This window comes from Mycobacterium sp. NGS22 (genome assembly GCF_059813095.1).
Map to the genome: position 1 here is coordinate 15,432 of NZ_JCALDY010000029.1, position 19,949 is coordinate 35,380.

Consider the following 19,949-nt stretch of genomic DNA (forward strand, 5'->3'; position numbering starts at 1 on the left):
CACGAGAGCGACACTCCTACGAAGCGCCGAACACTTCGGCCAAGGAGCCGCGCAGGTCGGGGTCGGCCAGTACGACGACCTCGTCGCCGGCCCGCAGTTCGGTGTCGCCGCGCACCGGCACCAGTCCGGTGTTGCGCACCACGATGCTGACCCAGATGTCGCCGACCCGGTCGCCGAGACCTTCGATGGTGCATCCCTCGGCAGCCGAGCCGGCCGCGACGTGCAGGCGATGGACGCCTTCCGGTTCGTCCTGGAGGCGGACACCGATCTCCCACGGTTGCGGTTCCACGGTCCGCATGGGCAGCCGCAGCAGTCGCGCGACGCCGGGCACCGAGCTGCCCTGCACCAGCACGGAGAAGGCGACGACAACCACCACGATGCCGTAGAGGCGTTCGGCGTCGGGCACATGAGCCGCCCGCAGGAACTCACCCAGCAGAATCGGGACCGCACCCTTGAGGCCCGCGAAGAGAATGAAGAGTCGCTCGTTGCGCGCCAGGTCGACGGGAACCAGGCAGGCGCCCACCGCCAGTGGTCGGATCAGCACCGTCAGGGCCACCCCCAGGATCAACCCGGGAATCCATACCTCGGGCCGGACCAGCACGTCGACGTTCACAGTCAAACCCAACACCGCGAACGCGACTATTTCCGCCAGCCCGGCCAGGGCGGCGTGGAATCGCTTGATGTCGGGTTTGTGGGGTGCCCGCGCGTCCCCGATCACGATGCCGGCGACGAAGACCGCCAGGAAACCCGATCCGTGCGCCAGCGTGGCGAGCCCGTACAACATCAGGCAGGACGCCAACGTACGTAGCGAGTACAGCCCTTCGCTGGGCAGCGCCACCCGCCGCATGAACACGAGCAGGGCCCGCCCGCCGATCACCCCCACCGCCAGGCCGATCGCCATCTGCAGCGCGAATTCGGTTCCTACGCGGGCGAATCCGGCCGCGCTGAGGCCACCGGCGGCGATCAGACTGCTCAGCAACGAGATGCCGACCGGATCGTTGGCACCGGATTCACCCTCCAGGATGGTGCTGCTGCGGCCGGCGATCTCACGTTTGCCCAGGACCGAGAAGACGACCGCCGGGTCGGTGGGGGCCACCGCGGTGGCCACCAGTGCCGCTGCGTACCAACTGATTCCGCATGTGTAGTGCAACAGCACCGCCGCACCGGCAGCGGTCAGGGCGGTACCGATGACGCCGACCGAGAGGATCGGGACCATCGCGGCCCGGAAGCGCGCCGCTCCGATGTGCATTCCCCCGTCGAACAACACCAAGACCAGCGCGATGGTGAGCACCCGTTCCACGGTCCGTTCGGACGGCGGCTGCACCGCGGGCACCAGCCGCACCGCGGCGGCAGCACCGAGCAGTACCAGCAGAGCCACTGGGACTTTCACCTTCTCGGTGAGACGGTTGGCGAGCACGGCAACCAATCCGACGGCGCTGCAGAACAAGACGATCAGCGCGTAGCGCAGAGTCTCGCTCACAGCGGGGAAGCCTTCCGGTCGGTCGACAACGACAGCGCCGACCAGACTTCCCGGCACACCGCGACGGAGTCTAGCGGGTCAGCAACGCGACGCATTCCACGTGATGTGTCAGCGGGAACGCGTCGAAAACCCTGATCGCCTCGGCGACATAGCCGTGCCCTCGGTAGAGGCCGACGTCACGCGCGAAAGACGCTGCCTCACAGCCGATATGAACGATCCGGGGCACTCCGGCCGCGGCCAGCAGGTCGATCAACTCGCGTCCGGCGCCCGTTCGGGGCGGGTCCAGCACCGCGACGTCGGCAGTCATGTCCCGGGCCGCCAGCACCCGTCGCACCGAATCGGTGACGACGTCGACCTGGGGTAGGTCAGCCAGCGCGGCACGCGCCGCTCCGGTCGCGCCCCGCGAGGTGTCGACCGTCAGCACCCGGCCGGACTCCCCCACCGCGGCAGCGAGCTGCGCGGCGAAAACTCCGGCCCCGCCGTAGAGGTCCCAGGCCGTCATCCCAGAACCCACACCCGACCAGTCCGCGATCAGGGCGCTGTACACCCGCGCGGCGTCGCGATGCGACTGCCAGAACGCGGTCACCGGCACCCGCCAGCTTCGCGTCCCGACCCGCTGTACCGCGTGGTAGTCGCCTTCGATCACCTTGGCGACGGTCCGCTTACCCTGCCGCACGGTGCGCACCACGTGTCGTTGCCCGTCGTCGTCGACGGCGACATGCAGGTGCGCCCCCCGCGGCCAGTCGGGGTGATCCAGCCCGTCCAGCATCTCGGTGGGCAGTTGCCCGCAGTGCAGATCGGTGACAAGTTCGTCGCTGTGGTAGCGGTGAAACCCGGGGCGTCCGTCCGCTCCGACTTGCAGCCGAACGCGGGTACGCCACCCGGTGACGCTCTCCGACAACGGCTCCGCCGTCCCCGACCATTCGTGCCCGCCGAGCCGTTCCAGCTGATTGGCCACCACCGCCGCCTTGAGCGCGCGGGCCGCCGCGGGCTGCGCAAACGCCAGATCGCAACACCCGGCGCCGTCCACACCGGCGATCGGGCACAACGACTCGGTGCGATCCGGCGACGGTTCGACTACCTCGATGACCTCTGCGTGCCAATAGGATCCACGCTCCTCGGTCACCCGCACCCGGACCCGTTCCCCCGGCAGGGCATAGCGAACGAAGACCACCCGGCCGTCATGATGCGCTATGCAGCTGCCGCCGTTCGCTGCGGCTTCGGTGGTTAAAAGCGCTTCCCGACAGGGGAATTCGGAATTCAATCGAAGATGCCCCGGCGCGCGTCACCGGGAGCCGACTGCGGTTGCAACGCTTTGACCCGATCCGACGAAGTCAGCTGCCACGGAACCGAAGTCACCATCACCCCGGGCATGAACAACAGCCGCCCTTTGAGCCGTAGCGCACTCTGGTTGTGCAGCAACTGTTCCCACCACCGGCCCACCACATACTCCGGGATGAACACCGTGACCACGGTGCGCACCGACTCCTTGCTGAGCCGCTTGACGTATTCCAGCACCGGACCGGTGATCTCCCGGTACGGGGAAGCGATGACCTTCAGCGGAATGCTGATGTCGCTCTCCTCCCATTCACGCTGCAACTGCCTGGATTCGCCTTCGTCGACGCTGACCGTGACGGCCTCGAGCACGTCGGGCCGGGTCGCGCGCGCGTAGGCGAGCGCGCGCAGCGTGGGCAGGTGCAGTTTCGACACCAGCACCAACGCGTGATTGCGGCTGGGCAGCACGATCTCGTCGCCGTGCTCGGCTGCCTCCTCGGCCAGTTCCCTGCTGACCCCGTCGTAATGACGGCGGATCAACCTCATCAGCATGAACAGCATCGCCATGGTGACCAGGGCGATCCACGCCCCGGCCAGGAACTTGGTGACCATGACCACCAGCAACACCGTCCCCGTCGCGATGAACCCGATGGTGTTGACGACCCGCGAGCGCATCATGCGCCGACGCGCCACTTGGTCGGTCTCGGTGCGCAGCAGCCTGGTCCAGTGCCGCACCATGCCGATCTGGCTCAGCGTGAACGAAATGAACACACCCACGATGTACAGCTGGATCAGCGCGGACAGCTCGGCCCGGAAAGCCACGATCGCCAGCAGGGCCGATATCGACAGGAACGCGATGCCGTTGGAGAACGCCAGCCGGTCGCCGCGGGTGTGGAACTGGCGAGGCAGGTAACTGTGCTGGGCCAGCACCGAACCCAGCACCGGGAAGCCGTTGAACGCGGTGTTGGCCGCCAGCACCAGGATCAGTGCGGTCACGGCGGTGATCAGGACGAAGCCGATGTGGAAGTTGCCGAAGACCGTTTCCGCCAGCTGAGTGACCAGCGTTTTCTGGTAATAGCCGGCCGGTGTCCCGGACAGCTGCGATGCGGGATCACTGACCAGCTGAACCCCGATCCGCTTGGCGAGCAGGATGATGCCCATCAACAACGCCACCGCGATGGCGCCCAGCATCAGCAGAGTCGTCGCGGCGTTCTTCGACTTCGGTTTCTCGAAGGCGGGCACCCCGTTGCTGATCGCTTCCACACCGGTCAGCGCCGCGCAGCCGGAGGAGAACGCGCGCGCCATCAGGAACACCAACGCGAACCCGGCGATCTGACCGTGCTCGGAATGCATCTGGAATCCCGCGGATTCGGCTTTGAGCGGATCGCCCAACACCACGATCCGGAACAGTCCCCAGCCCAGCATCCCGGCCATGCCGATGATGAACGCGTAGGTGGGGATGGCGAACGCCAGCCCGGACTCCCGCACTCCGCGCAGATTCAGCGCCGTCACCAGCAGGATCGCGCCCACGCAGAACCACACCTTGTGGTGAGCCACCAACGGAACCGCCGAGCCGATGTTCGACATCGCCGAAGCCGTCGAAACCGCAACGGTGAGAACGTAATCCACCATCAGGGCACTCGCCACGGTCAGGCCCGCGTTGGCCCCGAGGTTGGTGGTCACCACCTCATAGTCGCCGCCGCCGGAAGGGTAGGCATGCACGTTCTGCCGGTAGCTGGCCACCACCACCAACATGACCGCGGCCACCGCCAGCCCGATCCACGGGGACAGCGAGTACGCGGCCAGGCCACCCACCGACAGCATCAGGAATACCTCTTCGGGGGCATATGCCACAGAAGACAGCGCGTCCGAGGCGAACACCGGCAGGGCGATCCGCTTCGGCAGCAGCGTGTGGCTCAGCCGGTCGCTACGAAACGGCCGCCCGATGAGCAGCCGGCGCGTAGCGGTTGAAAGTTTGGACACGAGAGCCAAGAGTAAGCCCACGCGGGTTTGGCGGTAGCGTTCCGTAGGCGAGAATCTTCACGACCGGAATCCACGCAGTACACAACCGAAAGGACCTCCACGTGCGGGTGGTTGTGATGGGCTGTGGCCGGGTCGGGTCTTCGGTGGCGGACGGACTGTCGCGGATCGGCCATGACGTCTCGGTCATCGACCGCGACAGCGCCGCATTCAACCGGCTCAGCCCGGAATTCGCCGGCGACCGGGTGCTCGGCCAGGGCTTCGACCGGGACGTGCTGCTGCGTGCGGGCATCGAAGGCGCCGACGCGTTCGCTGCCGTGTCCTCCGGTGACAACTCGAACATCATCTCCGCGCGGCTGGCCCGCGAGACTTTCGGTGTGCGGCGCGTGGTCGCCCGGATCTATGACGCCAAGCGCGCCGAGGTCTACGAACGCCTCGGCATCCCGACGATCGCCACGGTGCCGTGGACTACCGACCGGCTGCTGAACGCCCTGACGCAGGAGACCGAGACCGCGAAGTGGCGGGACCCGACCGGTACCGTCGCCGTCGCCCAGGTGGTGCTGCACGAGGACTGGGTGGGGCACCGCGTCACCGCTCTCGAACAGGCCACCGACGCGCGAGTCGCGTTCCTGATCCGGTTCGGCAAAGGCGTCCTGCCCGAGCCGAAGACCGTCTTGCAGGACGGCGACCAGGTCTACGTCGCGGCCATCTCGGGCCGGGCCGCCGAAGCGGTGGCCATCGCGGCGCTGCCGCCCAGTGAGGACCTGGACAGATGAGGCGCGCATGAAGGTAGCTGTCGCCGGGGCGGGCGCCGTCGGCCGCTCGGTCACCCGTGAGCTCGTCGCGAACTCGCACGACGTCACGCTCATCGAGCGCAACGCCGACCACCTGGACACCGACGCCATCCCGGCCGCGCACTGGCTGCTGGGTGACGCCTGCGAACTGAGCCTGCTTGAGCAGATGCACCTGGAGGACTTCGACGTCGTGGTGGCCGCCACCGGCGACGACAAGGTCAACGTGGTGCTCAGCCTGCTGGCCAAGACCGAGTTCGCGGTGCCCCGGGTGGTGGCCCGGGTCAACGACCCGCGCAACGAATGGCTGTTCACCGATGCCTGGGGCGTCGACGTGGCCGTCTCCACCCCGCGCATGCTGGCCTCGCTGATCGAAGAGGCGGTCGCCGTCGGCGATCTGGTGCGGCTGATGGAGTTCCGCAAGGGTCAGGCCAATCTCGTCGAGATCACCCTGCCCGACGACACGCCGTGGGGCGGCAAAGCGGTGCGCAAACTGCGGCTACCGCGCGACGCCGCGCTGGTGACCATCCTGCGCGGACCCCGGGTGATCGTGCCGCAGGGCGATGAACCGCTGGAAGGCGGTGACGAGTTGCTGTTCGTCGCGGTCGCCGAGGTGGAAGAGGAGCTGCGCGGGTTGCTGCTGCCGGCTTCCGACCGCGTCGACTAGTCGAGGACGGCCCTGCCGTCGATATCCGCGTCGTCGGGCTCGGTCTCGGGCTCGGTCTCGGCCTCGGTCTCGGCGGGACCCTGCGCGGTCGCGCGCAGCACGGTTTTGATCGCCGCATACGTCGCCAACGCCGCCAGCGCGGTCAGCGGCCACCCCATCGCTATCCGAGTCGCCCCGAGCCAACCGGTCTTGCCCAGCTCATAGAGCTGCCCTTGGACGACGAACCGAGCGACGAACACCAACGTCCAGCACAGCGTCGCCAGATCGAACGCGTAGAGCGCCCGCGTCACCCCGCGCCAACTGTTGTCGCGTCCGCTGGCCCAGCTCCACAGGTAACCCACCACCGGCCGGCGGATCAGTATCGACACCGCGAACACCACGGCCCACGCCAACGACATCCAGATGCCGAGCAGGAAGTAGCCCTTGGACTGCCCGACCAGGTAGGCGATCAAGGCGCAAACGGCGACTCCGAAGAACCCGGACACGGCCGGTTGCACCGATTCCCGCCGGATCAGCCGCCACAGCATGATCAGAGCCGCCGCGCCCAGAGCTGCGCCGATAGCGGGCAGCAGTCCGGCGACGCTGGAGGCGATCACGAACACCAGCACCGGCAGCGACGAGTAGATGAGACCGCCGAGGCCACCGGCCTGTGCCAGTAGACGTTCGGCCCGGTGGCTGCTCACGGGGATCCGGTGCGTCCCAGGATGGAAAAGCCCGTCACCGCTGAATTTCGTAGTGCGGGTTGTAGATGGCCTTCGTCCCGTTCTCCAGCTTGCCGAGACGACCGCGCACCCGCAGCGTGCGACCCGAGTCGATGCCCGGGATGCGCCGTTGACCCAGCCACACCAGCGTCACGGTGTCACTGCCGTCGAACAATTCCGCGCGGACGCCGCCCGCACAACCCTTGCCGTTGGTCTCGACACTGCGCAGCGTGCCCACCATGGTGACCTCCTGGCCACGCTGGCAGTCGATGGCGCGCTGCGCGCCGGTATTGAGGACTTCGTCAGAGAGTTCTTCGACGTCGCGTTGCTCCGGGTCCTCCGTCAACCGACGGGTGAGCCGGCGTAGATAACCTTGGGCCCCCATGGCCACTCCTGAAAATTCGACGTCGTTGTGAATGCTCTATAGCCGACAACATTCCACCATGCCAACGGTCACCGTAGACGTGTTGGTTCCCGTATGCCACACCGGTGAAACCACCGATTCCTGGGCGTCCGCGGCACCGGGCACTATGAGGAGGTGGCTGTCGAGTTGCGTGGTGTCACCACGGTGCTGTTAGCGGGCACCGGATCCGACGACGACTACGTCTACCGGGCGTTTTCCGGTCCGCTACGCGACGTCGGTGCGGTGTTGGTCACACCCGCGCCGCAGCCGGACCGGTTGATCGACGGCTACCTGACCGCCCTGGACGTCGCCGTTGCCGCCGCGGGTGGCCGGAGGATCGCAGTCGGCGGTGTGTCCATCGGCGCCGTGGTCGCAGCGACGTGGGCGCTGGCCCATCCCGAATGCACCGTGGGTGTGCTGGCCGCGTTGCCGCCGTGGACCGGGGACTCGAGCTCGGCTCCGGCCGCCCACGCGGCGCGATACACGGCGTCGCAGTTGCGCCGCGACGGACTGGACGCAACGACGTCGCAGATGCGTGCCTCCAGCCCGCCCTGGCTGGCCGACGAGCTGTCCCGATCCTGGCGGGTGCAGTGGCCGAAGTTGCCCGACGCCATGGAAGAAGCGGCGGCGTATCCGGCGCCGACGTGCGCCGATCTGGCCCGATTGGCCCCGCCGCTGGGTGTGGCGGCGGCGGTCGATGATCCGATCCACCCGCTGCAGGTCGGCGTCGATTGGGTGACCGCGGCGCCCCATGCGGCGCTGCGCACCGTGACACTCGACGAGATCGGTTGCGACACAGCCGCTTTGGGCGCGGCATGCCTGGCAGCGCTGGCCGCGGCGACCCCGCCGGCTTAGCCGCCGGTGATCGTGGAGCGCAACTGCTGCATCGCCGAACCCTCGGCGCTGCGACGCGCGACCGGCTCGTTGGACGGCTGGACCGGATCGGCCTGTGCTTGTGCCTCTGCTTGTTCGGAGGCCTGCTGGGCGGCCGCGGCCTCCCGCAACTGCTCCACCATCGGTTCGGGCAGCTGCACCGGCAACGGTGTGCGCACCGGCAGCGGGGTGTCGCCGCGGCGAACCACCGTGTCGGTCAAGGCTTCCCGCGCTTCCTCGGTGAGCGCGTCGATGGTTTCGTGCGGGCCGTTGACCACGCACCGGATCATCCAGCGGTACCCGTCCACCCCGATGAAGCGCACCACCCCGGAAGCGGTGCCGACCACTTCCCGTCCCCACGGACCGTCCTTGATCGAGACCTTGGCCGAGTCCTTTCGCAGCGACTCCGCGAGCTCGCCGGCCACTTCGCGCCACAGGCCGGGGCTCTTCGGAGCGGCGTAGGCCGCGATGGTGAAACGACCGTTGGGAGTCACCACCCACACCGCGCTGGGAACTCCGGTCTCGGTCAACTCGACCTGCACCTGACCTGCCGTCGGCATCGGGATCAGCACCGACCCCAGGTCCAGTCGGGCCACCTCGGCCGCGGCCGGGTCGTCGAAGTCTTCGATGTCGAACGGGCCCTCGAGTTCCCCGTCGGCTGGGGGCTCTTCGACGACGGCTTCGTTCTCCGCCGGGTCCTGAGTCGGTTCGCCCGAAGTGTCGTCTTTGCGTCTACCAAATGCCATCACAAACTCGCATGTCCGCCGGAGGAACCGTGACCGCCTTCGCCACGGGAGGTTTGGGCCAGCCCGGCTTCGTCGAACGACGACACCTCGACCAGCTCGACTAATTCGACCCGCTGCACCAGCAACTGCGCGATGCGGTCACCTCGGTGCACCACGATCGGCGTGGCAGGGTCCAGATTGATCAGCGCAACCTTGATTTCGCCACGATAACCCGCGTCGATGGTGCCGGGACTGTTGACGATCGAAAGACCCACGCGCGACGCCAAACCCGAGCGCGGATGGATCAGCCCGACCATGCCGAACGGAACCGCGACCGCGACGCCCGTCCCCACCAGCGCCCGGTGGCCGGGTGCCAACTCCACGTCCTCGGCACTGAACAGGTCGACCCCGGCGTCACCCTCGTGCGCGCGATTCGGCAACGGGAGCCCGGGGTCGAGACGGACGATGGCCAATCTGGTCGACACGGGGGCACAGATTACCCTTGACCGCGTGTCCGATACGCGCGACATCGCGCCGCAGAGCGTGCGATATCGCGAGCGACTGTGGGTGCCGTGGTGGTGGTGGCCGCTGGGCTTTGCGCTCGCCGCACTCATCGCCGCCGAAGTGAACGTGGGTATGCGCTCGCTGCCTGACTGGTTGCCGTTCGGCACGATGTTCGCGGTCGCCGCCGCCACGTTGTTGTGGCTGGGCCGCGTCGAGGTGCGGGTGAGCGCCGGCGCCGGCGGGGTCGAACTGTGGGTCGGACAAGCACATCTGCCCGTCACCGTGATCTCCCGCTCCGCCGCGATCGCCCGTAGCGCCAAGTCAGCGGCATTGGGCCGCCAACTCGACCCGGCGGCTTTCGTGGTGCACCGGGCCTGGGTAGGTCCGATGGTCTTGTTGGTCCTCGACGATCCTGATGATCCGACGCCGTACTGGTTGGTGAGCTGCCGCCACCCCGAGCGGGTGCTGTCGGCCCTGAGAAGTTGATCAGGCCGCGCAGTCCGTACAGATCATCACGCCGTTCTTCTCACTGGCCAGCCGGCTGCGGTGTTGCACTAGAAAGCAACTCGAGCAGGTGAACTCGTCGGCCTGCTTGGGAACCACCCGCACCGACAGTTCTTCGCCGGACAAGTCGGCGCCGGGCAACTCGAAGTTCTCGGCGGATTCGGATTCGTCGACGTCGACCACCGCCGACGCAGCCTCGTTCCGCCGCGCCTTGAGTTCCTCCAGCGAGTCCTCAGAGACGTCGTCGGTCTCGGTGCGTCGTGGAGCGTCGTAGTCGGTAGGCATCTTCTTTCCCCGTCCTGTCCCCTCAAAGCACGCACAAGTTCAAGCAACGCTTTGTACCAGCGTCGAACGCATGCACCAAATGATTCGTGCCCGTATTGCGGGTGAATAGAGTGTGATTTGCGTCACAGAGGCGCATCGGGGCTCGTGGTCGGCCCGAAACGGTGCGATTACGGTGCGATTAGAGTGCATGTGTGGTTGCACACATCACCGAGGGTACGGCCTTCGACAAGCACGGCCGGCCGTTCCGGCGGCGCAATCCGCGCCCCGCCATCATCGTGGTGATTTTCCTGGTCGTCGTGACGGGCGTGGTGTGGACGGTCGCGCTCACCCGTCCAACCGACGTCCACGAGGTCGCGGTGTGCAACCCTCCGCCGGAGCCCGCGGGCACGGCCGCCAACTCCGGACCAGCCAAGCTCGGTGAGCCGGTGTCGCGCTCGGACATGGTCGACGTGACACCGGCCAAACTCAGCGAAACAAAGGTCCGCGTGCTCAATGCGAGCGGGCGCGGCGGTCAGGCCGGCGACATCGCCGGTGCCCTGCAGGATCTGGGCTTTGCGAACCCGACCGCCAGCAACGACCCGATCTACGCAGGCACCCGCCTGACCTGTCAGGGTCAGATTCGGTTCGGCACGGCCGGACAGGCCACGGCGGCAGCGCTCTGGCTGGTCGCGCCGTGCACCGAGTTGTTCCGCGACAGCCGCGGCGACGATTCCGTCGACCTGGCGCTGGGCACCGACTTCAACTCGCTGGCCCACAACGACGACATCGACTCCGTGTTGGCCACCCTGCGTCCCGGTGCCACCGAGCCGGCAGATCACGCGCTGCTGACCAAGATCCACTCGAACAGCTGCTGACGCGGTCAGCCCAGCGGTTCCAGGGCTCCGATGTCCGCTAGCGTCGCCAGCAACGCGTCCGCAATGCCGGGCGCGGCCGCCACCACCAAGCCGGCACCGTCGACATCGGGTGCGGGCAGCAGAACCCGGGCACCGGCCTCCGCGGCGATCAATGCGCCCGCCGCCCGATCCCACACCTGCAGTCCGTGCTCGTAATAGGCGTCCAGCCGGCCCGCCGCGACCATGCACAGGTCCAGCGCGGCCGACCCGATCCGGCGCACGTCACGCACGATCGGCAGCATCTGGGCCAACAGCGCGGCCTGCCGGACGCGGCGCCGCGGCGAGTACCCGAACCCGGTACCCAGCAACGCCATCGACAACTCGTCGACCGCGGTGCAGTGCAGCGCCCGCCTGCCGTCCGAGTCGGTGACGTGGGCACCAAGACCAAGCCCCGCCGAAAACACCTGCTGCCCAACCACATCGGCGACAGCACCGGCCACCGAGATGCCCGCGACCTGGGCGCCGACCGAAACCGCGTAGGCCGGGACGCCGTAGACGAAATTCACCGTGCCGTCGATCGGGTCGAGCACCCAGGTGACCGAGTCTGCACCGGTCCGCGCATCGGCCGGCCCACCGCCCTCTTCACCGAGAATCGGATCACCGGGCCGCAACTGCGCCAGCCGATCTCGCAGCAGCCGCTCGGTCTCGGTGTCGACCACGGTCACCGGATCGGTCGGCGTGGTCTTGGCGCGCACCGCGCTCGCGTCTGATCCTGCGCCGCCGCCGAATACCTCGACACGCCGCCGGCGCACGAACGCGGCCGCCTCGGCCGCGAGCGTTTCGGCCACCGAGCGCAAATCCGCGCGCTGGGCAAGAGTTCCCTCGGCTGGGCTCACCGGTCTATCGCATCACAGAGCGGCGACTTCACAACGGGCCCATCCCGCCTCACCGCTTCGGCGCCGCGGGGTCGCTAAGGTGAGCGAACAACCCGATCTCGCCGAGGAGATTTCGATGACCAGCACCGTCCCTGCTACCGATGGCCAGCAGCGTCGTGGATTCGGCATCGACGTCGGGGGCAGTGGCATCAAGGGCGCGATCGTCGACCTGGACAGCGGGGCACTGATCGGCGACCGCATCAAGCTGCCGACCCCACAGCCGGCAACGCCCGCGGCAGTCGCCAAGACCATCGCCGAGGTCGTCGACGGATTCGGGTGGACCGGCCCACTCGGAGTGACCTATCCCGGCGTCGTCACCCACGGCATCGTGCAGACCGCCGCCAACGTGGACAAAGCCTGGATCGGAACCAATGCGCGCGACGTGATCAGCGCCGAACTCGACGGCCAGGACGTCACGATCCTCAACGACGCCGACGCGGCGGGACTCGCCGAGGAACGCTATGGGGCTGGCCAGGGCCATGCGGGTTTGGTCGTGCTGCTCACCTTCGGGACGGGGATCGGTTCGGCGGTCATCCACAACGGAAAACTCATACCCAACACCGAATTCGGTCACCTCGAGGTCGGCGGCAAGGAGGCTGAGCACCGGGCCGCGTCGTCGGTGAAGGAGAAAAACGGCTGGACCTACGAGAAGTGGACCCAACAGGTGACCCGGGTGCTGATCGCCATCGAGAACGCGATCTGGCCCGACCTGTTCATCGCCGGCGGTGGGATCAGCCGCAAGGCCGATAAATGGATGCATCTGCTGAAGAACCGGACCCCGGTCGTGGCCGCGACGTTGCAGAACACCGCCGGTATCGTGGGGGCGGCCATGGCCGCGACCGGGGACGTGACGCACTGATTTGCGGCGCTCGGCTGGTACGAGGTCCTGGTGAAGTTACAATGGTCGTCGGCGGCCGCCCAAACCGATAGCGCGCGATACTCACGCTGATATCAAACGCCGACATTCGACATAGCAGCACTTTCGGTCAAACATGCCCAGATCCACCGGAAGTGCGTCCGACCGAAGGGGTGTATGTGGCAGCGACGAAGGCTACTCCGGCGACCGATGAGCCGGTGAAACGCACAGCCACGAAGTCTCCCGCCAAACGCACGGCCGCGAAGGCCGCCAACGGCACCGCACCGGCCAAACGGGCTACCAAAACCGCCGCGTCGGACTCCGACGGCGCGGCGAGCGCGGCTCCGAAGAAGACTCGCGCCAAGGCCGCCGTGAAGGCTCCGGCTGCGCGCGGCGCCGCGAAATCCAAAGACGCCGACACCTCGTCCGACGCCGAAGTGACGTTGGAAGCTGCCGAGGAACTCGACACCGACATCGACGTCGAGCCCGGCGAAGATCTCGAAATCGATGCCGCCGATCTCGCTCTCGAGGACCTCGAGGACGACGAGACACCCGACGCCGAGGACGCCGACATCGATGCGGCCGACACCGAAGCCGACGCCGAAGACAGCGAGCCCGCCGCGGCCACCGAGTCCAGCGGGGCTGCCGGCGAGGACGAAGAGGAGATCGCCGAGCCCACCGAAAAGGACAAGGCCTCCGGCGATTTCGTCTGGGACGAGGACGAGTCCGAGGCGTTGCGGCAGGCACGCAAGGACGCCGAGCTCACCGCATCGGCCGACTCGGTGCGTGCCTACCTCAAGCAGATCGGCAAGGTGGCGCTGCTCAACGCCGAGGAAGAGGTCGAGCTGGCCAAGCGGATCGAGGCGGGCCTCTACGCGACGCAGCTGATGCTGGAACTGACCGACCGGGGCGAGAAGCTGCCCGCCGCGCAGCGCCGCGACATGATGTGGATCTGCCGCGACGGCGATCGCGCCAAGAACCATCTGCTGGAGGCCAACCTGCGTCTGGTGGTGTCGCTGGCCAAGCGCTACACCGGCCGCGGCATGGCGTTCCTGGACCTCATCCAGGAAGGCAACCTGGGCCTGATCCGCGCCGTGGAGAAGTTCGACTACACCAAGGGCTACAAGTTCTCCACCTACGCCACGTGGTGGATCCGGCAGGCCATCACCCGGGCGATGGCCGACCAGGCGCGCACCATCCGTATCCCGGTGCACATGGTCGAGGTCATCAACAAGCTCGGCCGCATCCAGCGCGAGCTGCTGCAGGACCTGGGCCGCGAGCCGACCCCGGAAGAGCTCGCCAAGGAAATGGACATCACCCCGGAGAAGGTGCTGGAGATCCAGCAGTACGCCCGGGAGCCGATCTCGCTGGACCAGACCATCGGCGACGAGGGCGACAGTCAGCTCGGTGACTTCATCGAGGACAGCGAGGCCGTGGTGGCCGTCGACGCCGTCTCATTCACGCTGTTGCAGGACCAGCTTCAGTCGGTGCTGGACACCCTGTCCGAGCGCGAAGCCGGCGTAGTGCGGTTGCGCTTCGGTCTGACCGACGGCCAGCCGCGCACTTTGGACGAGATCGGCCAGGTCTACGGCGTTACCCGCGAGCGGATCCGGCAGATCGAGTCCAAGACCATGTCCAAGCTGCGCCACCCCAGCCGCTCGCAGGTGCTGCGCGACTACCTGGACTAACCGGGAAAGTGCTCTGATCAGCGCATCGCACAGCGCTATCAGTCAAGATATCGGGGAAAGTCCGGTGCCCGGACTGAATGAGCCGAGGAGTCGTCATGGCTGCTGTGAACACCCCGTACGAACTGAGACTGAGCTGGAGCCCAGTCGGCAGGATGCCGGCGGTGGCAACCGGGGTGCACGGCTCGTATCACGTGATTGGAAACGGCCCCTACGAAGTGTTCTACCGGACCCGGCGCGGCCAGCAAGACTTGTCCGAGAAGATCGGCGCCCGCCTGAACGCCAGCGACGCCTACCAACTCTGCGTTGCCCACAATAAGGCCACTCTGCGCGTCCTGAGTCCGGTTGAGGCGCGCGCGCAGCGCCATGAACAACCTTGCACCGACTGCGGTCTCGTGCATGCCGGTGAGTGCTGACGCCTGGCGTAGAACTGGTGCGGGGCTTGGCCCGCAACCAGCGGAGCTAACCACCTGAAAGCCGAATTGCCAAGGGCTGCAATAAAACTCGTGCACATGTCGCCACCAGCACAAATACCGGAACCGGTCGGTGCGCGGTGATATGTGCCGTCGCTTCCGCACCCGGTCCTCTCGACTGCCGATGTTGAGCGCATCCTCGTGTCTCTTGCCGGTAAAGCATTGGTCCAGCCCACGGGACCGTCAGTACGTACTGTGACCAGATGGCAGCCACCCGCCGCAATGTTGCTTCCGAGTCCGACTTCGAATCGGTCGTCGGTTATTCGCGAGCGGTGCGCGTGGGCCAGCATGTCGCGGTTGCGGGGACGACGGGCAGTGGAGCCGGCGTGGCCGATCAAACCCGAGATGCGTTGCGTCGCATCGAGATTGCACTGCAACAGGCCGGTGCGACATTGGCCGACGTCGTCCGCACCCGCATTTATGTCACCGACATCTCCCGTTGGCGCGAAGTCGGCGACGTGCACGCACAGATCTTCGGCGAGGTCCAGCCGGCGGCCACCATGGTCGAGGTATCTGCGCTGATCGCGCCAGATCTGCTGGTGGAGATCGAGGCGGACGCCTACATCGAGCCATCGCCGGCGCCTAGCGGCGCAAACGAGCCGTCGGCACCTGGCCGGTAATCCTCGACCTTGAGCACCGCCGCGACCGGCAGCGGACCGTACAGATGGGGAAACAGCATCGACTCCGGGTCACTCGGCACGCCGGGCTCCCAGCGGACCGGCGAGTCCAGGGCGGCGGCGTCGAGGTAGAGCAGCACCAAGTCACGGCGACCGCTATATAGACGGTTCGCCGGCAGGTGCACCTGCGCCGCGGTCGACAAATGAACGAAGCCCTCCGCGGGCTCCGGAAGGATCGCGCCGTGCTCGCGGGCGGCCGCCCACTCCTGTTCGGAACACAAACGCACCAACAGTTTGTCGGAGTTTTCCAACATGACGATTACCCTGCCCGAATTCGGGGCAAATATGCGTGAGAAACGACACACCCAATAACGGTCGGGGAACAAGGCAAAAACTCCGAACGTCTGACAGAGTGAAATTACCGCCAGAACGGAGGAGCCATGAACGCAACTCTGACCAGCCCCGAGCTCACTCGCGCAGACCGCTGCGATCGCTGCGGTGCCGCGGCCCGGGTCCGCGCCAAGCTGCCTTCGGGAGCTGAGCTCCTCTTCTGCCAGCACCACGCCAACAAGCACGAAGCGAAGTTGGCCGAACTGGCGGCCGTGCTCGAAGTCAGCAGCCAGTAATTGCCGAGGAACTCGCCCGGCCCAATGTCGACCGGGCGAGGCCCTATCGGTAATGCTGGACGGGTATGAGCGACCAGGCCGCAAAACCGTCCCGCCACCACATCTGGCAAATCAGCCGTAGGACACTGTCCAAAGCCTGGGACGATTCGATATTTTCCGAATCAGCCGAAGCCGGCTTTTGGACCTGTCTCTCCACGCCGCCGCTGCTGTTGGGGATTCTGGGGACTTTGGCTTGGGTGGCGCCGCTTTTCGGCCCCGACACGTTGTCCTCCATCATCAAGAGCCTTCTGTCCACGGCCCGAAACTTCTTCTCCCCCAACGTCGTAGACCAGATCATCCAGCCGACCATCCGCGACATCACCGGAATCGCCGGGGGTGAGGTGGCATCGCTGGGATTCCTGATTTCGCTGTGGGCGGGCTCCTCGGCGATTTCGTCCTTCGTCGACGCGATCGTGGAAGCACACGACCAGACCCCGTTACGCCATCCCGTCCGGCAGCGCCTCTTTGCGCTGTTTATCTACATCGTGATGCTGCTGTTCGTCGTGGCGACTGCGCCCGTCGCGGTGGTCGGCCCCCGCAAGGTCAGCGAGCACATTCCCGAGGGCACGCAGAACCTGCTGCACTACGGCTACTACCCGGCGCTGATCCTCGGTCTGATGGCCGGAGTGACCGTGTTGTACCGAGTGGCGCTTCCGGTGCCGCTGCCCACCCACCGGCTGATACCCGGCACGGTGCTGGCCACGGTGGTGTTCGCGGTCGCGACCCTGGGACTGCGGTTCTACCTGAAGTGGATCGGCAGCACCGGCTACACCTACGGCGCCCTGGCCACACCGATCGCTTTCCTGCTGTTCGCGTTCTTCGGCGGGTTCTCCATCATGATCGGCGCCGAACTCAACGCGGCAATTCAGGAAGAGTGGCCGGCGCCGGCCACGCACGCGCACCGGCTGCGCACGTGGTTGGTCCGTCGCGGTTCCGCTATCGCCGGAAAGGACGAACCGGAACTGCCCAAGCCGAGCGCCGACCCGGATCCGGCTTCCGCGGAGACAAAAGCCTGATCAGCCCTTCTTGAGCCGGTCGTAGATCTGCTTGCAGTCCGGGCAGACCGGCGAACCCGGCTTAGCCGCCTTTGTCACGGGAAACACCTCTCCGCACAAGGCAACAACGTGATTACCCATGACCGCGCTCTCGGCGATCTTGTCCTTCTTGACGTAATGGAAGTACTTGGGTGTGTCGCTGCCGGTCCCGTCATCGGCGCGTTCGTCGGCGTCGGTGCGCTCAATCGTCTGGGTCTGCATGTCCTACATTCTGCCTCGCGGCCGGCGGCACCACACCGGAGAACCACTATCGGATTTCATGTGCCACAGTGGAGTGATGAAGCGCGGCCCCGAGCTGAGTTTCGACGACTTCGACGAACACGGTCGCCCGGTACTGATCACTGCTGCTGCACCCTCCTACGAGGTGCAGCACCGGGCGCGGGTGCGCAAATACCTGACGCTCATGTCGTTTCGGATCCCGGCGCTGATCCTGGCCGCAATCGCCTACGGGACCTGGCACAACGGCCTGATCTCACTTCTCATCGTGGCGGCGTCGATCCCGTTGCCATGGATGGCCGTGCTGATCGCCAACGACCGACCGCCGCGCAGCCCCGACGAGCCGCGACGCTTCGAAGGCACCGGGCGCCGGACACCGTTGTTCCCGACGGCCGAGCGGCCGGCACTGGAGCCTCGGCCGCACCCGGTGCGGCAACCGGAATGGCAGACGATCGACCCGGACAGTTCCGACTGAGCGCCTCCGCGGCGCCACTTCTCAGGACATTCTCAGGTCACCGCCGTATTCCCGCACGTCACAGCGTGTGAGATGGCTACCTCGTGGGAACTCTCGGTGCGGGCTTCTCGTTACAACACATGACAAGACAAGCCAATCGGGAGGGCGCAATGGCACATGCCACCACAGGCCGGTTTGACGGCGATTTGGATGCTCAGAGCCCAGCTGCAGACCTGGTGCGCGTATATCTGAACGGCATCGGCAAGACGGCGTTGCTCAACGCCGCCGACGAAGTCGAGTTGGCCAAGCGCATCGAGGCCGGGCTGTACGCCGAGCACCTGCTGGCAACCCGGAAGCGCCTCGGCGAGAACCGAAAACGCGATCTGGCAACCGTCGTTCGCGACGGGCAGGCGGCGCGCCGGCACCTGCTGGAAGCGAACCTGCGCCTGGTGGTTTCGCTGGCCAAGCGCTACACCGGTCGCGGTATGCCGTTGCTGGACCTCATCCAGGAAGGCAACCTGGGTCTCATCCGAGCGATGGAAAAGTTCGACTACACAAAGGGTTTCAAGTTCTCCACCTACGCCACCTGGTGGATCCGACAGGCGATCACCCGCGGCATGGCCGACCAGAGCCGCACCATCCGGCTGCCGGTCCACCTCGTGGAGCAGGTCAACAAGCTGGCGCGGATCAAGCGTGAGATGCACCAGAACCTGGGCCGTGAGGCCACCGACGAGGAACTCGCCGAAGAATCGGGCATCCCGGTCGAAAAGATCAACGACTTGCTGGAACACAGCCGCGACCCGGTCAGCCTGGACATGCCGGTCGGTTCGGAAGAGGAAGCGCCGCTTGGTGATTTCATCGAAGACGCCGAGGCGATGTCGGCCGAGAATGCGGTGATCGCCGAGCTGCTGCACACCGACATCCGCAGTGTGCTGGCCACTCTCGACGAGCGTGAGCATCAGGTGATCCGGCTGCGGTTCGGCTTGGACGACGGTCAGCCGCGCACGCTCGACCAGATCGGCAAGCTGTTCGGTCTGTCCCGGGAACGGGTCCGGCAGATCGAGCGCGACGTCATGTGCAAGCTGCGACACGGCGAGCGGGCCGACCGGTTACGGTCTTACGCCAGCTGAGGTGCGAATAGGCTAGCCAGACAAGCTTCACCGGAGACGGTGTGCCCGCCGCGAAATCGCGGCGGGCATACTGCTGCCGTGGGGCGTTTTGGACGAACCACTCGCAGGGCTGGCGAAGTAGACTCGGCGGCAACGGAGGATGGGCGAATGAACGACTTGGTTGACACCACCGAGATGTACCTGCGGACGATCTACGACCTCGAAGAAGAGGGCGTGACGCCGCTGCGTGCCCGGATCGCCGAACGCCTCGAACAAAGCGGTCCCACCGTCAGCCAGACCGTCTCCCGGATGGAACGCGACGGGCTGCTGCGGGTGGCCGGCGACCGTCATCTCGAACTCACCGACAAGGGCCGCGCACTGGCCGTCGCGGTGATGCGCAAGCACCGTCTGGCCGAGCGCCTGCTGGTGGACGTGATCGGGTTGCCGTGGGAAGAGGTGCACGCCGAAGCCTGCCGGTGGGAGCACGTGATGAGTGAGGACGTCGAACGTCGGCTGGTCCAGGTGCTCAACAATCCGACGACGTCCCCGTTCGGCAACCCCATCCCGGGACTTCTGGACCTCGGTGTCGGTCCCGAGTTCGGCGCCGAGGGCGCCAACCTGGTCCGGCTGACCGAACTGCCCGCCGGTTCGCCGGTCGCGGTCGTCGTCCGCCAGCTCACCGAGCATGTCCAGGGTGACATCGACCTGATCACCCGGCTCAAGGACGCCGGCGTGGTGCCCAACGCGCGCGTCACCGTCGAGACCGGTGTCGGAGGCGGCGTGACCATCGTCATCCCCGGCCACGAAAACGTCACCCTCCCGCACGAGATGGCGCACGCGGTCAAGGTCGAGAAGGTCTGACC

25 protein-coding genes are annotated in these 19,949 nt (G+C 66.7%); 14 read left to right on the forward strand and 11 right to left on the reverse strand.

What is annotated here, in order from left to right; all coding sequences use genetic code 11:
• Positions 1-16: 16 nt before the first annotated feature.
• The 3 genes from AC5Y47_RS21430 to AC5Y47_RS21440 form a co-directional block, all read right to left on the reverse strand.
• Positions 17-1,480 carry a cation:proton antiporter domain-containing protein gene (locus AC5Y47_RS21430; protein WP_499946261.1) on the reverse strand — a complete coding sequence of 488 codons (1,464 nt, stop codon included), beginning with the start codon at positions 1,478-1,480 and terminating at the stop codon, positions 17-19.
• A 70-nt stretch (positions 1,481-1,550) separates the two neighbouring features.
• Positions 1,551-2,744, reverse strand: coding sequence for a class I SAM-dependent RNA methyltransferase (locus tag AC5Y47_RS21435; protein ID WP_499946262.1), 1,194 nt, complete (start codon positions 2,742-2,744; stop codon positions 1,551-1,553).
• Positions 2,741-4,738: an APC family permease gene (locus AC5Y47_RS21440; protein WP_499946263.1), complete on the reverse strand. Its 1,998-nt coding sequence runs from the start codon at positions 4,736-4,738 to the stop codon at positions 2,741-2,743. The genes AC5Y47_RS21435 and AC5Y47_RS21440 overlap by 4 nt, the downstream gene beginning before the upstream one ends.
• A 101-nt stretch (positions 4,739-4,839) precedes the next feature.
• On the opposite strand from AC5Y47_RS21440, the gene AC5Y47_RS21445 reads away from it, so the two are divergent.
• Complete coding sequence (locus tag AC5Y47_RS21445) at positions 4,840-5,511, forward strand: potassium channel family protein (protein WP_499946264.1); 672 nt, start codon at positions 4,840-4,842, stop codon at positions 5,509-5,511.
• 7 nt (positions 5,512-5,518) lie between these two features.
• On the forward strand, positions 5,519-6,193 hold the full coding sequence (locus tag AC5Y47_RS21450; RefSeq protein WP_499946265.1) for a potassium channel family protein: 675 nt from the start codon (positions 5,519-5,521) through the stop codon (positions 6,191-6,193).
• On the opposite strand, the gene AC5Y47_RS21455 is transcribed toward AC5Y47_RS21450, so the two are convergent.
• Positions 6,190-6,882: a DUF3159 domain-containing protein gene (locus AC5Y47_RS21455; RefSeq protein ID WP_499946298.1), complete on the reverse strand. Its 693-nt coding sequence runs from the start codon at positions 6,880-6,882 to the stop codon at positions 6,190-6,192. The two genes, AC5Y47_RS21450 and AC5Y47_RS21455, sit on opposite strands and share 4 nt — an antisense overlap.
• A 28-nt stretch (positions 6,883-6,910) precedes the next feature.
• A complete protein-coding gene (locus tag AC5Y47_RS21460) occupies positions 6,911-7,279 on the reverse strand; it encodes an OB-fold nucleic acid binding domain-containing protein (protein WP_463755996.1) in 369 nt (122 codons plus the stop codon).
• A 153-nt stretch (positions 7,280-7,432) separates the two neighbouring features.
• Here AC5Y47_RS21460 and AC5Y47_RS21465 point away from each other — a divergent pair, with 153 nt between their 5' ends.
• The gene (locus tag AC5Y47_RS21465) at positions 7,433-8,152 is read left to right on the forward strand and encodes an alpha/beta hydrolase (RefSeq protein ID WP_499946266.1); all 720 of its coding nucleotides are present in this window, start codon (positions 7,433-7,435) and stop codon (positions 8,150-8,152) included.
• Here AC5Y47_RS21465 and AC5Y47_RS21470 read toward each other — a convergent pair.
• Entirely contained in the window at positions 8,149-8,916 is a 768-nt protein-coding gene (locus AC5Y47_RS21470) for a DUF3710 domain-containing protein (protein ID WP_499946267.1), read from the reverse strand. The two genes, AC5Y47_RS21465 and AC5Y47_RS21470, sit on opposite strands and share 4 nt — an antisense overlap.
• Positions 8,916-9,380: a dUTP diphosphatase gene (gene dut, locus AC5Y47_RS21475; RefSeq protein WP_499946268.1), complete on the reverse strand. Its 465-nt coding sequence runs from the start codon at positions 9,378-9,380 to the stop codon at positions 8,916-8,918. The genes AC5Y47_RS21470 and dut overlap by 1 nt, the downstream gene beginning before the upstream one ends.
• A gap of 25 nt (positions 9,381-9,405) precedes the next feature.
• Here dut and AC5Y47_RS21480 point away from each other — a divergent pair, with 25 nt between their 5' ends.
• Positions 9,406-9,885 carry a DUF3093 domain-containing protein gene (locus tag AC5Y47_RS21480; RefSeq protein WP_499946269.1) on the forward strand — a complete coding sequence of 160 codons (480 nt, stop codon included), beginning with the start codon at positions 9,406-9,408 and terminating at the stop codon, positions 9,883-9,885.
• On the opposite strand, the gene AC5Y47_RS21485 is transcribed toward AC5Y47_RS21480, so the two are convergent.
• Complete coding sequence (locus tag AC5Y47_RS21485; RefSeq protein WP_008258544.1) at positions 9,886-10,188, reverse strand: DUF4193 domain-containing protein; 303 nt, start codon at positions 10,186-10,188, stop codon at positions 9,886-9,888. It lies immediately after the preceding gene.
• A 191-nt stretch (positions 10,189-10,379) separates the two neighbouring features.
• Between AC5Y47_RS21485 and cei the strand changes: the two genes are divergently transcribed.
• Positions 10,380-11,042: an envelope integrity protein Cei gene (gene cei / locus AC5Y47_RS21490; protein WP_499946270.1), complete on the forward strand. Its 663-nt coding sequence runs from the start codon at positions 10,380-10,382 to the stop codon at positions 11,040-11,042.
• 5 nt (positions 11,043-11,047) lie between these two features.
• Here cei and AC5Y47_RS21495 read toward each other — a convergent pair whose 3' ends face one another.
• Positions 11,048-11,917, reverse strand: a complete 870-nt coding sequence (locus AC5Y47_RS21495) for an inositol monophosphatase family protein (protein WP_499946271.1) — start codon at positions 11,915-11,917, stop codon at positions 11,048-11,050.
• Positions 11,918-12,032: 115 nt separating this feature from the next.
• Here AC5Y47_RS21495 and ppgK point away from each other — a divergent pair, with 115 nt between their 5' ends.
• The 4 genes from ppgK (at position 12,033) to AC5Y47_RS21515 (ending at position 15,590) form a co-directional block, all read left to right on the forward strand.
• Positions 12,033-12,815 carry a polyphosphate--glucose phosphotransferase gene (ppgK, locus tag AC5Y47_RS21500; protein WP_499946299.1) on the forward strand — a complete coding sequence of 261 codons (783 nt, stop codon included), beginning with the start codon at positions 12,033-12,035 and terminating at the stop codon, positions 12,813-12,815.
• A 176-nt stretch (positions 12,816-12,991) separates the two neighbouring features.
• A complete protein-coding gene (locus AC5Y47_RS21505; protein WP_499946272.1) occupies positions 12,992-14,500 on the forward strand; it encodes an RNA polymerase sigma factor in 1,509 nt (502 codons plus the stop codon).
• A gap of 95 nt (positions 14,501-14,595) precedes the next feature.
• Entirely contained in the window at positions 14,596-14,913 is a 318-nt protein-coding gene (locus tag AC5Y47_RS21510) for a hypothetical protein (protein WP_499946273.1), read from the forward strand.
• Between the two features lie 260 nt (positions 14,914-15,173).
• Positions 15,174-15,590: a RidA family protein gene (locus tag AC5Y47_RS21515; protein ID WP_499946274.1), complete on the forward strand. Its 417-nt coding sequence runs from the start codon at positions 15,174-15,176 to the stop codon at positions 15,588-15,590.
• Here AC5Y47_RS21515 and AC5Y47_RS21520 read toward each other — a convergent pair.
• Complete coding sequence (locus tag AC5Y47_RS21520) at positions 15,530-15,901, reverse strand: DUF952 domain-containing protein (RefSeq protein WP_499946275.1); 372 nt, start codon at positions 15,899-15,901, stop codon at positions 15,530-15,532. The two genes, AC5Y47_RS21515 and AC5Y47_RS21520, sit on opposite strands and share 61 nt — an antisense overlap.
• 126 nt (positions 15,902-16,027) lie before the next feature.
• On the opposite strand from AC5Y47_RS21520, the gene AC5Y47_RS21525 reads away from it, so the two are divergent.
• Together AC5Y47_RS21525 and AC5Y47_RS21530 are read left to right on the forward strand one after the other, a co-directional pair.
• Complete coding sequence (locus AC5Y47_RS21525; RefSeq protein ID WP_306241216.1) at positions 16,028-16,213, forward strand: DUF7455 domain-containing protein; 186 nt, start codon at positions 16,028-16,030, stop codon at positions 16,211-16,213.
• Positions 16,214-16,278: 65 nt separating this feature from the next.
• Positions 16,279-17,268 carry a YihY/virulence factor BrkB family protein gene (locus AC5Y47_RS21530; protein WP_499946276.1) on the forward strand — a complete coding sequence of 330 codons (990 nt, stop codon included), beginning with the start codon at positions 16,279-16,281 and terminating at the stop codon, positions 17,266-17,268.
• Here AC5Y47_RS21530 and AC5Y47_RS21535 read toward each other — a convergent pair whose 3' ends face one another.
• On the reverse strand, positions 17,269-17,508 hold the full coding sequence (locus tag AC5Y47_RS21535) for a DUF3039 domain-containing protein (RefSeq protein ID WP_499946277.1): 240 nt from the start codon (positions 17,506-17,508) through the stop codon (positions 17,269-17,271).
• Between the two features lie 58 nt (positions 17,509-17,566).
• Between AC5Y47_RS21535 and AC5Y47_RS21540 the strand changes: the two genes are divergently transcribed.
• The 3 genes from AC5Y47_RS21540 to ideR all read left to right on the forward strand — a co-directional run bounded on the left by AC5Y47_RS21540 (position 17,567) and on the right by ideR (position 19,947).
• Positions 17,567-17,998 carry a DUF3099 domain-containing protein gene (locus tag AC5Y47_RS21540; RefSeq protein WP_499946278.1) on the forward strand — a complete coding sequence of 144 codons (432 nt, stop codon included), beginning with the start codon at positions 17,567-17,569 and terminating at the stop codon, positions 17,996-17,998.
• Between the two features lie 119 nt (positions 17,999-18,117).
• Positions 18,118-19,107 (forward strand): sigma-70 family RNA polymerase sigma factor SigB, encoded by a 990-nt coding sequence (gene sigB / locus AC5Y47_RS21545; RefSeq protein WP_499946279.1) that lies wholly within the window; start codon positions 18,118-18,120, stop codon positions 19,105-19,107.
• Between the two features lie 147 nt (positions 19,108-19,254).
• Complete coding sequence (ideR, locus tag AC5Y47_RS21550) at positions 19,255-19,947, forward strand: iron-dependent transcriptional regulator IdeR (RefSeq protein WP_499946280.1); 693 nt, start codon at positions 19,255-19,257, stop codon at positions 19,945-19,947.
• The last annotated feature ends 2 nt before the right edge of the window (positions 19,948-19,949 follow it).

Excerpts from the sequence above, each read along its gene's own strand:
- AC5Y47_RS21520 (WP_499946275.1), bottom strand. The coding sequence starts at position 15,901 with ATGTTGGAAAACTCCGACAAACTGTTGGTGCGTTTGTGTTCCGAACAG.
- ideR (WP_499946280.1), top strand. The coding sequence starts at position 19,255 with ATGAACGACTTGGTTGACACCACCGAGATGTACCTGCGGACGATCTAC.
- AC5Y47_RS21525 (WP_306241216.1), top strand. The coding sequence starts at position 16,028 with ATGAACGCAACTCTGACCAGCCCCGAGCTCACTCGCGCAGACCGCTGC.
- AC5Y47_RS21530 (WP_499946276.1), top strand. The coding sequence starts at position 16,279 with ATGAGCGACCAGGCCGCAAAACCGTCCCGCCACCACATCTGGCAAATC.
- AC5Y47_RS21450 (WP_499946265.1), top strand. The coding sequence starts at position 5,519 with ATGAAGGTAGCTGTCGCCGGGGCGGGCGCCGTCGGCCGCTCGGTCACC.
- AC5Y47_RS21540 (WP_499946278.1), top strand. The coding sequence starts at position 17,567 with ATGTGCCACAGTGGAGTGATGAAGCGCGGCCCCGAGCTGAGTTTCGAC.
- AC5Y47_RS21515 (WP_499946274.1), top strand. The coding sequence starts at position 15,174 with ATGGCAGCCACCCGCCGCAATGTTGCTTCCGAGTCCGACTTCGAATCG.
- AC5Y47_RS21460 (WP_463755996.1), bottom strand. The coding sequence starts at position 7,279 with ATGGGGGCCCAAGGTTATCTACGCCGGCTCACCCGTCGGTTGACGGAG.
- sigB (WP_499946279.1), top strand. The coding sequence starts at position 18,118 with ATGACAAGACAAGCCAATCGGGAGGGCGCAATGGCACATGCCACCACA.
- AC5Y47_RS21470 (WP_499946267.1), bottom strand. The coding sequence starts at position 8,916 with ATGGCATTTGGTAGACGCAAAGACGACACTTCGGGCGAACCGACTCAG.
- AC5Y47_RS21485 (WP_008258544.1), bottom strand. The coding sequence starts at position 10,188 with ATGCCTACCGACTACGACGCTCCACGACGCACCGAGACCGACGACGTC.
- AC5Y47_RS21535 (WP_499946277.1), bottom strand. The coding sequence starts at position 17,508 with ATGCAGACCCAGACGATTGAGCGCACCGACGCCGACGAACGCGCCGAT.
- AC5Y47_RS21510 (WP_499946273.1), top strand. The coding sequence starts at position 14,596 with ATGGCTGCTGTGAACACCCCGTACGAACTGAGACTGAGCTGGAGCCCA.
- ppgK (WP_499946299.1), top strand. The coding sequence starts at position 12,033 with ATGACCAGCACCGTCCCTGCTACCGATGGCCAGCAGCGTCGTGGATTC.